This window comes from Rhodococcus jostii RHA1 (assembly GCF_000014565.1).
Taxonomy (GTDB): domain Bacteria; phylum Actinomycetota; class Actinomycetes; order Mycobacteriales; family Mycobacteriaceae; genus Rhodococcus_F; species Rhodococcus_F jostii_A.
Map to the genome: position 1 here is coordinate 5,207,024 of NC_008268.1, position 11,360 is coordinate 5,218,383.

Annotated in this window: 12 protein-coding genes; 8 read left to right on the forward strand and 4 right to left on the reverse strand. The window is 67.2% G+C overall.

Annotated features, from left to right (window positions below; all coding sequences use genetic code 11):
- Positions 1–7: 7 nt before the first annotated feature.
- Positions 8–919 carry an ectoine hydroxylase gene (gene thpD, locus RHA1_RS24110; RefSeq protein WP_011597219.1) on the reverse strand — a complete coding sequence of 304 codons (912 nt, stop codon included), beginning with the start codon at positions 917–919 and terminating at the stop codon, positions 8–10.
- Between the two features lie 145 nt (positions 920–1,064).
- On the opposite strand from thpD, the gene RHA1_RS24115 reads away from it, so the two are divergent.
- From RHA1_RS24115 to RHA1_RS24125, 3 genes are all read left to right on the forward strand, one after another.
- Positions 1,065–1,712, forward strand: a complete 648-nt coding sequence (locus RHA1_RS24115; protein WP_011597220.1) for a LysE family translocator — start codon at positions 1,065–1,067, stop codon at positions 1,710–1,712.
- A gap of 80 nt (positions 1,713–1,792) precedes the next feature.
- The gene (locus RHA1_RS24120; RefSeq protein ID WP_011597221.1) at positions 1,793–2,836 is read left to right on the forward strand and encodes a zinc-binding dehydrogenase; all 1,044 of its coding nucleotides are present in this window, start codon (positions 1,793–1,795) and stop codon (positions 2,834–2,836) included.
- Between the two features lie 63 nt (positions 2,837–2,899).
- Positions 2,900–3,325 carry a VOC family protein gene (locus RHA1_RS24125; RefSeq protein WP_011597222.1) on the forward strand — a complete coding sequence of 142 codons (426 nt, stop codon included), beginning with the start codon at positions 2,900–2,902 and terminating at the stop codon, positions 3,323–3,325.
- 7 nt (positions 3,326–3,332) lie between these two features.
- Here RHA1_RS24125 and RHA1_RS24130 read toward each other — a convergent pair whose 3' ends face one another.
- Positions 3,333–4,370, reverse strand: a complete 1,038-nt coding sequence (locus RHA1_RS24130; protein ID WP_011597223.1) for an AraC family transcriptional regulator — start codon at positions 4,368–4,370, stop codon at positions 3,333–3,335.
- Positions 4,367–5,554 carry a pyridoxal phosphate-dependent aminotransferase gene (locus RHA1_RS24135; RefSeq protein WP_041811931.1) on the reverse strand — a complete coding sequence of 396 codons (1,188 nt, stop codon included), beginning with the start codon at positions 5,552–5,554 and terminating at the stop codon, positions 4,367–4,369. Before RHA1_RS24135 ends, RHA1_RS24130 begins: the two co-directional genes overlap by 4 nt.
- 120 nt (positions 5,555–5,674) lie before the next feature.
- On the opposite strand from RHA1_RS24135, the gene RHA1_RS24140 reads away from it, so the two are divergent.
- Entirely contained in the window at positions 5,675–6,274 is a 600-nt protein-coding gene (locus RHA1_RS24140) for a carboxymuconolactone decarboxylase family protein (protein ID WP_041811934.1), read from the forward strand.
- Here the strand turns inward: RHA1_RS24140 and RHA1_RS24145 are convergent.
- Positions 6,249–7,169, reverse strand: a complete 921-nt coding sequence (locus RHA1_RS24145) for a sigma-70 family RNA polymerase sigma factor (RefSeq protein WP_011597226.1) — start codon at positions 7,167–7,169, stop codon at positions 6,249–6,251. The genes RHA1_RS24140 and RHA1_RS24145 overlap by 26 nt on opposite strands.
- Positions 7,170–7,450: 281 nt before the next feature.
- On the opposite strand from RHA1_RS24145, the gene RHA1_RS24150 reads away from it, so the two are divergent.
- Genes RHA1_RS24150 through RHA1_RS24165 form a run of 4 tightly spaced genes read left to right on the forward strand, consistent with a single transcriptional unit; the run spans position 7,451 to position 11,349 of the window.
- Positions 7,451–8,521 carry an ABC transporter substrate-binding protein gene (locus RHA1_RS24150; protein ID WP_011597227.1) on the forward strand — a complete coding sequence of 357 codons (1,071 nt, stop codon included), beginning with the start codon at positions 7,451–7,453 and terminating at the stop codon, positions 8,519–8,521.
- A gap of 38 nt (positions 8,522–8,559) precedes the next feature.
- Positions 8,560–9,648: an ABC transporter substrate-binding protein gene (locus RHA1_RS24155; RefSeq protein WP_011597228.1), complete on the forward strand. Its 1,089-nt coding sequence runs from the start codon at positions 8,560–8,562 to the stop codon at positions 9,646–9,648.
- Positions 9,645–10,481 carry an ABC transporter ATP-binding protein gene (locus RHA1_RS24160; protein ID WP_011597229.1) on the forward strand — a complete coding sequence of 279 codons (837 nt, stop codon included), beginning with the start codon at positions 9,645–9,647 and terminating at the stop codon, positions 10,479–10,481. Before RHA1_RS24155 ends, RHA1_RS24160 begins: the two co-directional genes overlap by 4 nt.
- Positions 10,474–11,349 carry an ABC transporter permease gene (locus RHA1_RS24165; protein WP_009477993.1) on the forward strand — a complete coding sequence of 292 codons (876 nt, stop codon included), beginning with the start codon at positions 10,474–10,476 and terminating at the stop codon, positions 11,347–11,349. The genes RHA1_RS24160 and RHA1_RS24165 overlap by 8 nt, the downstream gene beginning before the upstream one ends.
- The last annotated feature ends 11 nt before the right edge of the window (positions 11,350–11,360 follow it).

An 11,360-nucleotide genomic window follows, 5' to 3' on the forward strand; every position in this document is an offset into this window, starting at 1 on the left:
GTGCTCGTTACCGCAAGGGGGTGAAATCCCGGCTGCCGAGGTAGTCGGGGCGCGGGGCGGGCGCCGAGAACGGATCCGTCAGGGTGTTCTCGACACTGTTGAACACGATGAAGAGGTTGGACCGCGCGAACGGCGTGATGTTGCCGTTCGACCCGTGCATGCAGTTGGAATCGAACACGGTGGCGGAGCCTGCCGGTCCGGTCATCGTGTCGATGCCGTACTCGTTCGCCATCCGGGTGAGCGTCGGCTGATCGGGCGACCCGGTGGGGGGAACGTAACTGACCAGTGATTCCTTGTAGTAGTCCTCGGGGGTTTCGCCGGCGCAGGAGACGAAGGCGCGGTGCGATCCGGGCATGATCATCAGGCCGCCGTTGTGCCCGTAGTTCTCGGTGAGCGCGATCGAGATACTCGCGGCGCGGGGAGTGGGCATGCCGTCCTCGGCGTGCCAGGTCTCGAAGTCGGAGTGCCAGTAGAACGGTCCACCGGTGAAACCGGGCTTGAAATTGAGGCGCGACTGGTGGACGTAGACGTCCGAACCGAGGATCTGCCGGGCGATGCCCACCACCTCTGGGCGTCGGATGATCTCGTCGACGACGTCGCTGAGCCGGTGGACGTCGAACACGGAACGGACGGCGCCGTCGCCGTTCTCCCGCACGACCCGGCCGTCGCCGCGGAGGGAGTCGGTCTCGGCGAGGCGGGTCATCTCGTCGACCAGGTTGAACACGTCGCGTGGCGGGATGATCGCGTCGGCGGAGTGATACCCGCGTGCGTCGTAGTCGGCAATCTGATTCGCGGTGAGCGGACCGGACCGGGTATCACCCCGTTTCCCGTCCGACCAGGTGACCGGATCCTGACGGACTGTCATCGTGCACTCGTTGCGGTCCCTCGTGGGGTAGGTGTCGGCTACGGCCGTACGCATAACTCGTGTTTCACCCTTTCGGATTGGACAACGCTCTACTCTTCCGACGTTCCCACTGGTCGTCGACGAATGCAACCCGGACGCAGGTCCACCGAGGCCGGACTGGACCGCGACGGCGCGTCGCCGCGGTGGGATCGTCACGGACATGATCGATTCGGCGGCGGTACTCGGAGTGGCGGCGATCGCCCTCGGTATGGTTCTCACACCTGGACCCAACATGGTGTATCTGGTCTCGCGCAGCATCACTCAGGGCAGGGCGGCGGGACTGCTCTCGCTGGCCGGAGTCGCTCTCGGATTCCTGTGCTATCTGGCTGCTGCGACACTGGGCATTTCGGCGGTGTTCTCCGCCGTCCCGCAGGCGTACACCGCGCTGAAGCTGGCGGGCGCGTGCTATCTGGGCTGGCTGGCCTGGAAGGCGTTGCGGCCCGGCGGGCACACGCCGTTCGCTCCGTCCCGGGCGCTGCCCCGGGATTCGTCCGCCCGGCTGTTCCTGATGGGACTCACGACCAACCTGCTCAATCCGAAGATCGCGGTGATGTATCTGGCGCTGATCCCGCAGTTCGTCCACCCCGGCGCCGGGCCCGTGTGGTTGCAGAGCCTGCTGCTGGGCAGTGTCCAGATCGTGGTGGCGCTCACCGTGAACGCGCTGATCGTCTGCGTCGCAGGAGCTGTCGCGGCGTTCCTGTCCGGACGCCCGACGTGGCTGCGCGCGCAGAAGTTCGTGATGGGAAGCGTCCTCGGCGGCCTCGCCGTTCACCTCGCCCTCGACCGGACGCGGCCCGCGACGGTCTGAATCGGCAGTGGCCTGAATCATGCACACCTGAGCATGTTTCGCGGGTACCGTCGGGAGCGACGACGACGAAGGGGTGAGAGATGGCCGGGACCATGCGGGCGCAGCGATTCCATGCTGACACGAAAACCATTGCTGTGGAGGATGTTCCGATTCCGGAACCCGGGCCCGGTGAAGTGCTCGTCAAAGTGGAGTTCTGCGGCATCTGCCATTCCGACCTGAGTCTGATCGACGGCACGTTCCCCACGCTGCTGCCCGAGGTGACCCAGGGGCACGAGGCGTCGGGCACCATTGCGAAGCTCGGTGCCGGAGTAACCGGCTGGTCCGAAGGAGACCGCGTCGTGCCGTCCGCGGGCAGGCCCTGCTTCGGGTGCCGCAACTGCCGCCGCGGGGACCTCACGAACTGCCTGAACATCCAGCTCATGGCGTTCGCCTACGACGGCGCGTGGGCCGAGTACACGGTGGCGCAGGCCGGGGGACTGACCCGTATTCCGGACAACGTTCCGTTCGAGCAGGCGGCCATCCTCGCCGACGCGGTGTCGACGCCGTTCGGCGCGGTCGTGCGCACCGGCAAGGTGGTGGTCGGGGAGACCGTGGGGGTGTGGGGTGTGGGCGGAGTCGGCACCCACATCGTGCAGCTGGCACGCCTCGTCGGCGCCGTCCCGGTGATCGCGTTCGACATCAATCCCGCTGTGCGGGAACGCGCCCTGGAACTCGGGGCCGATTACGCGTTCGACTCCCGGGACGAGAACCTGAAGGAGAAGGTCGCCGAGGCTACGGGCGGCCGGATGCTGGACGTCGCGTTCGACGCGGCCGGGCTGAAGGTGACGTTCGAGCAGGCACTCGACTGCCTGACGGTCGGTGGCCGACTCGTCGCGGTCGGGCTGAGCGCGCAGGAGGCGTCGGTGGGCACCACCGCGCAGTTCGGGCTGTCGCAGAAGCAGGTACTCGGCCACCTGGGCTACAAGAACGTGGACATCGAAACCCTCGCCGAACTGGTGTCCCGTGGCCGCCTCGACCTGTCGCGGTCGATCAGCGAGATCGTCCCGCTCGAGGACGTCGCGAAGGGCATCGAGAAACTCGCGAACCACGAGGGCGATCCCATCCGGATCCTCGTCAAACCCTGATACCGGCAGATCCCGGGATTCGGCTCGTCGGGACCTGTCGGTGCACCGCTGTACCGTCGGGCCATGGGATATGAATTTCAAGTCACAGTGGACTCGGAGAACCCGCATACCCTGGCCAAATGGTGGGCGCAGACGCTCGGCTGGGAGGTGGAGCCGAGCAACGAGGAGTTCATCCGCGGGCTCGTCGAGGCCGGCCACGCGCAGGAGTCCGACACCATGGAGTTCGAGGGTGTCCTGGTCTGGCGGGAGGGTCAGGCGATCCGCGATCCGGAGCACCCGGAGCGCCCGCGTGTGCTGTTCCAGCTGGTTCCCGAACGGAAGACGGTGAAGAACCGGCTCCACCTGGACATCCGGGTCGGGGACGCCCGGTACGAGGTGGCCGAGAAGCTGGAGCAGTCCGGCGCCACCGTGCTCCACCGCGGCCGCCAGGGACCGAGCGAGTGGGTCACCATGGCAGACCCCGAGGGCAACGAGTTCTGCGTCAGCTGACGCGCTGTCACGCTCCGCGGTAGGAACTCGGGGTGCTGCCGGTCCAGCGTTTGAAGGCGCGACGGAACGCGCTGGGCTCGGAGAAGCCGAGCCGCGCCGACAGGTCCTCCACGGTCTCGCCGCGCCGGAGCCCGGCGACGGCGGCGTCCCGGAGCACTTCCTCCCGCAGCTGGTTCAGCGACGTCCCCTCCTGCCGGAGCAGGCGGCGCAGGTGTGGGACGCTGATCGACAGCATCTCCGCGATGTCCTCGGCCGTCGACGTCCGGCCTTTCATACCGAGTTCGAGGACCCGGCGCACCTGCGCCGACGCCGTGCTGTCGTAGTCACGCTCCGACATCAGCAACGTCGGTGACTCCCGGAGATAGTCCGCGAGCGTGTCCTCGGTCTGGATGATGGGCGCCCGCATGACCGCGTTGTCGAATTCGATTGCGGGAATGTCGGAATCGAATGTCACCGGGACGCCGAAGATGTGATCGTAGTTCTCGGCGAGCTGCGGCAGCGGCGCCGGATACGGCAGTTCCACCGCCAGCAACCGGACCCTCTTGCCCACGAGCCACGCCGCGAAACGGTGAAGCAGGATCAGTAGGAAATCGGTGGTCACCCGCGTCGCCTCGAGCGACGACTGCACGTCCTCGGTGGACCGTTCGGCCGCGGCCGGGCGGATGTCGATGGTCATCCGGGTTCCACCGTTGACACCGGGACCGATGTGCAGGGCCGGAAGTGACGGCAGGGCGCGCAGGATGTCGGCCATCCGCTCGAGGGCCGCGGACAGGTCCGCGGTGTGGATCAGGGCGAGGCAGACGAGCCGAAACGTGCCGCGGGGGACCGGGGCCGGCCCGAGGCCGAACAATTCGTCGCCCGTGATCTGCCAAACCGCCTGGGTGAACGCCGTGACCTGGGTCGGCGTCAACCGGGCCAGCGGATCCTCGAGCGACGCCGCCGTGATTCCCGCCGCCGACAGCGCGGGGGAGAGGTCGACCCCACTGCGCGCCGACAGTTCGAGCGACCGCCGCACGAAGTCGGCGGGGATGGTGCGGGCAGTCACGATCCGGGCTCCCCGAGGGTCCGGAGCCGCCGCGCAGCCTCCTCGAGCACGTGATCCTGCTTGCAGAACGCGAACCGCACCAGCGGGTTCCACGGCACCGGATGGTCGGTGAACACACTGACCGGCACCGCGGCCACGCCGATGCGCTCCGGAAGCCTGCGGCAGAAGTCGATGCCGTCGCGTTCCCCGATCGCGGTGATGTCGGCGCACAGGTAGTACGTGCCGCCACCCGAATGGACCTCCAGACCGGACGCGACGAGCGCGTCGTACAGCACGTCCCGCTTGGCCTGGAGACTGTCCCGCAATTCCTTCACCCACTGCTGCTCGTGGCTCAGCGCATGCGCCACCGCGGGCTGGAACGGTCCGCCGCCGACGAAGGACATGTACTGCTTCGCGGTCCGGACGGCGTCGATCAGTTCCGCCGGACCGCACGCCCAGCCGATCTTCCAGCCGGTGACATTGAACGTCTTGGCGGCGCTCGACACCGAGACGGTCCGTTCGTACATTCCCGGCAGAGTGGCCAGGGCGGTGTGCGTCCGGCCGTCGAAGACCAGGTGCTCGTACACCTCGTCGCTGAGAACCAGCAGGTCGTGCTCGCAGGCCACCTCCGCGACGGCGGCGATCTCCTCCGGGGTGAACACGGTGCCGGTCGGATTGTGCGGGGTGTTGATCACCAGCATCCGGGTCTTCGGGGTGATCGCCGCCCGCAGAGCGTCGAGGTCGACGACGAACTTCGTGCCGGAGCGGGCGAGCGGCACGCTGCGTCGCACCGCCCCCGCCAGCGCGACAGACGCCGCGTAGGAGTCGTAGTACGGCTCGATCAGCACCACTTCCTCACCCGGTTCGACGAGCCCCAGAATGGCGGCGCTGATGGCCTCGGTTGCGCCGACGGTGACCAGCACCTCCGAGTCTGGGTCGTGGTCGAGCCCGTACCTGGCGAGCCTGTCGGCCGCGACCGCCTGGCGGAGCACGGGCATGCCGGGGCCGGGCGGGTACTGGTTGAGCCCGTCCGCAATAGCTCGGCGCGCGGTGTCGAGCATGGACGCGGGACCGTCGGTGTCGGGGAAACCCTGACCGAGGTTGATGGCGTGGTGGCGCACGGCGAGCGCGGTCATCTCGGCAAAGATGGTGGACGCGAACGGCTGCAAGCGCTGGACGGTGCGGTTGCGCGGCGTTGCGGGCATTACTGCAGCGTAGTCGGTGTGACGGCGAGGGTTGCACACGGCCGCGTCACGTTCTGCAGGGCTGTCTCGTCTTCTCTGTAGACGGCGCGCGAAGGGCGCCCGGTGACGATGGAGGACGCAATGCCCCGCATTCCCGCAGTGGCCCCGGCGGTCGCGAGCCCGCTGGTGAAGGTCGCCTACAAATATGCTGCCCACAAGTTCGACGAGGTGCCCGAGCCGTTCACCGTGCTCGCCCATCACCGCAAGCTGTTCGTCGCGTCGGCCCGGCACGAGCTGGCAGTGCAGAAGGCGTCGACCGTGCTTCCCGCGAACGTGCGGGAGATCGCCGTCTACCGCGTGGCGTGGACGATCGGCTGTTCGTGGTGCGTGGACTTCGGCACGATGCTGCAACGCCTCGACGGCCTGGACGTGGAGCGGCTCCAGCACATCGTCGACTACGCCGACTCGCCCGCGTACAGCGAGGACGAGCGCGCGGCCATCGCATACGCCGACGCGATGACGTCGACGCCCACCACGGTCACCGACGAACAGGTGGCGGACCTCGAGCGCCGGTTCGGCCGGGCCGGTGTCGTCGAACTGTCCTATCAGATCGGCATCGAGAACATGCGCGCCCGGATGTACTCGGCGCTGGGCATCACGGAACAGGGTTTCGGCACCGATTCGTGCCGGGTGCCGTGGGCCGACGACGCCGCGGTCACGAAGGAAGGTCCGGGAGCCTGATCCCGCCGAACTTCTCCGGATTGGCGATGTCGTACGCCGCGTAGACGAGTCCGTCCCGGACGGTGAACCCACCCACTCGCGGCGGCGAGCTGCGGTGGGCATCGTCGCCGGTGAGTGCGGCACTGAAGAAGCCCAGCTGGCCGTTGACCAGGACCGGCTGCATGACGGTGAACACCGCCGGCCCGTACCGCTTGATGAGGCCGAGGAAGAAGCGGGCGAACTTGTCCGCGCCGTGGATGACGTTGACGGCGGTGCTCGTGGTGCCGTTGGCGTCGCCGATGACGAGGGCGTCCGGGTGCAGCGCCGCGATCACCGCGTCGAGGTCGCCGGCGGCGAGTGCCTCGAGCAGTCGCTGCACGGCGACGGCATGCTCGTCGTCGGGAACGGCGGGTGTGGTTGTGGCAGCGGCCTTGCGGGCCCGCGACGCGAGCTGACGTGCCGCGGGCGTCTCGATGCCGAGAATCCCGGCCACCTCGTCGAACGGGACCCCGAAACCGTCGTGCAGCACGAAAGCGACCCGTTGCGCAGGGGTGAGCGTGTCGAGCACGATCAGCGCGGCGAGGCGGTTGTCCTCGTCCCGGACGACCGCTTCCAGCGGGTCCGGCTCGGCCGACGGTGACAGTCCGGTGACGATGGGTTCCGGAAGCCATTGGCCGACATACTGTTCCCTCCGCACCGCCGCCGACCGCAACCGGTCGAGGCAGATCCGCCCGACCACCGTCGTGAGCCACGGCCGGAGGTCGCGGATATTCGCGGCGTCCGCGTCGTCGAGTCGTAGCCACGACTCCTGCACAGCGTCCTCCGCGTCGCTGACGCTTCCCGTCAGCCGGTACGCTACGGAGAGCAGATGCGGCCGGTGGGACTCGAATTCGTCTACCAGCGTCGCAGTGGGCATGCCGATATCCTACGTGCGGTCCAGACATAAAATCCGTCGTGTGCGTAACCGTTGACCCTGGTGGTGGGTCCGGACGTATGGTGTGGCGACCACACCACCTCCAGGGAGTCTGCCATGTTCCAGTGTTTCGGCTGTCGTAGCTGACCTGGCTTTTTCGCACCCCTTTTTCTTCTGCACGTCCTGCTGACCCGTCCGGCGACCGCCGGTCGGGGTTCGCCGAGTGCGCTCGCACGACCCGCCGCTTCGTCGTGTGCGGGCATCACACACTAGGAAGACCTTCGATGATTCGTCCACGTTTCGCGCGGACTCTGGCCGCAGCGGCCGCCCTTCTCACGTTCACCAGCCTTGCTGTCGCGTGCTCCGGTTCGGAGACGACCACGACAGCCGACGGGAAGACGGTACTTCGCTACGAGGGGACCACGGGACAGGTCTCCTTCCCGGAACTCGCGGCCGACCTGGGCTACTACCAAAAGGTCGAACTGAACTGGATCGGCGACACCACCAGTGGGCCGCAGAGCATTCAGAATGCCGCCACGGGGCAGACCGACTTCGGTGGCGCGTTCAACGGTGCGGTGTTGAAGCTGGCCGCGGCCGACTCGCCGATCACGTCCGTCATCGGCTACTACGGCTCCGACAAGGAGACCTTCAACGGGTACTACGTGCTCGACGGAAGCCCGATCACGTCGGCACGTGACCTGATCGGCAAGAAGGTCGGCATGAACACGCTCGGCGCACACCACGAGTTCCTCGTGCGGGAGTGGCTGGCGCGGGAAGGGCTGACCCCGGACGAGATCAAGCAGGTCGAGCTGACCGTGGTGCCGCCGGTGAACACCGAACAGGCGCTGCGGCAGGGTCAGATCGACGTCGGCACGCTCGGAAGCGTGTTCCGCGACAAGGCAGTCGAACGCGGCGGCATCCGCCCCCTGTTCACCGACGAATCGATCTTCGGTTCCTTCACCTACGGTTCGCTGCTGTTCCGCGACGACTTCATCGCGAAGAACAAGGACGCCGTCGCTGACTTCGTGCAGGGCACGGCCCGCGCGATCCGCTGGACCCAGACCACGCCCCGCGACGACGTGATCGCGAAGTTCAGGGACATCATCACCAAGCGCGGCCGCAACGAGACCACCGACCTCATCGGCTACTGGAAGACGCCGGGTGTGGCGGGTCCCGGTGGCGTGATCACCGACAAGGAGATCCAGACCTGGATCGACTGGCTCGTCCGCAACGGTGAGCTCGAGGACGGCAAGCTCACGCCGGCCGACGTCTACACCAACGAGTACAACCCGTATGCCAACGGCACGTACCCCGCCGACAGCGGCCCCGACGGACAAGCACTGGCCGCCAAGTGAACTCCACCCCAGGTCCCCACGAGAAGAAAGTGACGTCGATGTCCCACTCCCGGTTCCGGCGCGGCGCCGTGCGCGCCCTCGCGGCGACCGCAGCACTGTTCACGTTGGCCTCGGGAGTGGCGGGGTGTGCCGGCTCGTCGGATACCGCCACCACCGAGGACGGAAAGACGGTCCTGCGCTACCAGGGGTGGGCCGGGGACGTGGGCTTCCACGAACTCGCCGAGGACCTGGGGTATTACGACAAGATCAAGCTCGAATGGGTCGGCGACACCACCAGCGGCCCGCAGGACATCCAGTCGGCGGCCACGGGTGACATCGAGTTCGGCTCGGCCTTCAACGGAGCCGTCGTCAAGCTCAATGCCGCGGGGGCACCGATCACGTCGGTGCTGAGTTCCTACGGCGCCGATGCCGGCGAGTACACGGGATACTTCGTCCTCGACGGCAGCCCCATTCGCTCGGCGCGTGACCTGATCGGCAAGAAGGTCGGGATGAACACGCTCGGTGCGCACCACGAGTTCCTGGTCCGGGAGTGGCTGGCCCAGCAGGGGTTGACCCAGGACGAGATCAAGCAGGTGGAGCTGACCGTCGTCCCGCCGGTGAACAACGAAACGGCCCTGCGCGAAGGTCAGATCGACGTGGCGGCCATCAACGGCATCTTCCGCGAAACAGCCCAGGAGCGTGGGGGTATCCGGCCGCTGTTCACGGACCGGGATCTGTTCGGCGCCTTCAGTTACGGCACCTACGTGGTGCGCGACGACTTCCTGGCGAAGAACAAGGACGCCGTCGCGGACTTCGTGCAGGGCACGGCCCGGGCCATCCGATGGACCCAGGTGACTCCGCGTGAGGAGGTCGTCGCACGGTTCAAGAGCATCATCGACAAGCGTGGCCGCAACGAGAGCGACGAGGCCATCGACTACTGGCGCAGCTCCGGTATTCCCGTCGCCGGGGCCGTGATCCAGGAGAAGGAGCTGCAGACCTGGATCGACTGGCTCGTCCGCAACGGTGAGCTCGACGAGGGCAAGTTGACCGCAACCGACCTCTACACCAACGAATTCAACCCGTACGCCAACGGCACGTTCCAGCCCGAGAGCGGGCCCGACGGAGAAGTACTGGAAGGACAGAAATGAGCATCACCGCCTCGAACCCCGAGCGGGTTCAGACGCCCAAGCTCCGCCTCGAGCACGTCACCAAACAGTTCGACGTGCGCGGGTCCAAGGACAAGTTCACCGCGATCGAGGACATCGACATCGATCTCGCGGACGGCGAGTTCCTCGTCCTCGTCGGTCCGAGTGGTTGCGGGAAGTCCACGCTGCTCGACCTGCTCGGCGGGCTCAGCACCCCCACGTCGGGCCGGATCCTGCTCGACGGGCAGCCGGTGACCGGGCCGGGTCTCGACCGCGGAATCGTCTTCCAGCAGTACGCACTCCTGCCGTGGCGGACGGCTCGGCACAACATCGAATTCGGGCTCGAGGCCAAGGGACTGCCCAAGAAGGAACGGCGCGAACTCGCTGAGCACTACCTCGAGCTCGTCGGCCTGAAGGGCTTCGGCGACCGGTACCCGCACGAGCTGTCGGGCGGCATGAAGCAGCGCGTCGCGATCGCCCGCAGCCTCGCGTTCGATCCCGAGGTGCTGCTGATGGACGAGCCGTTCGCCGCGCTCGACGCGCAGACCCGTGAGTCGCTGCAGGACGAACTGCTGCGCATCTGGAAGGCCACCGGCAAGACCATCCTGTTCATCACGCACGGCATCGACGAGGCCATCTACCTCGGGCAGCGGGTCGCCGTCCTGACGTCGCGGCCCGGCCGGGTGAAGACGTTCGTGGACATCGACATCGACCGCAGCGGCGAGGACGTCCGGTCCAACGAGCAGTTCCGGCACTACCGCCACCGCATCTGGACGCTGCTGCACGGCGAAGTGGAGCGTGCACAGGTAATCGAGAAGGAGGAAGCACATGTCTAGCGCACTCGCGTCACCGGAAGCTCCCGTCGCAATCGATCCACCCGGGACCTCGGCTCCGTCGCCCGCTTCCACCCCACCGCAGCCGGGTGCCGTCCAGCGTGCCGGCGCGGCACTGCGTCCGATCGCCTGGCGGATCCTCAAGCCGTCCGTCGCGATCGTCGCCTTCCTGGCACTCTGGGAGATCGCTCCCCGGGCCGGTCTCGTCGACGAGGTGTTCCTGCCCCCGTTCAGCACGGTGGTCGAGGCGTTCTTCGATCTGGTCAAGAGCGGTGAGCTGTGGCAGCACGTGTCCGCCAGCCTCTCCCGGGCCCTGATCGGGTTCTTCGTGGCGGTCGTGATCGCGATCCCGCTGGGCATCGCGATCGCCTGGTACCGGCCGGTGTCGGATTTCCTGAACCCGATCCTGGAGCTGTTCCGCAACACGGCGGCGCTGGCGTTGCTCCCCGTGTTCATCCTGATCCTCGGCATCGGTGAGGAGTCCAAGATCGCCCTGGTGATCTACGCGTGCACCTTCCCGATCCTGCTGAACACGATCTCCGGTGTGCGGACCGTCGATCCGCTGCTGATCAAGTCGGCGTCCTCGCTGGGACTGTCGCCCGTGCGCCTGTTCCAGAAAGTCGTGCTGCCCGCCGCCGTTCCAACCATCTTCACCGGCATCCGCATGGCGGCGGCGTCGTCGATCCTCGTGCTGATCGCCGCCGAGATGGTCGGGGCCAAGGCCGGCCTCGGCTACCTGATCACGGCCTCCCAGTTCAACTTCCAGATCCCCAACATGTATGCGGGCATCGTCGCCATCTCGGTTCTCGGGCTGACGCTCAACGCCGTTCTCGTACTGATCGAACGCAGGCTGTCCCGCTGGCGGGTCTAGTCACTTACCGG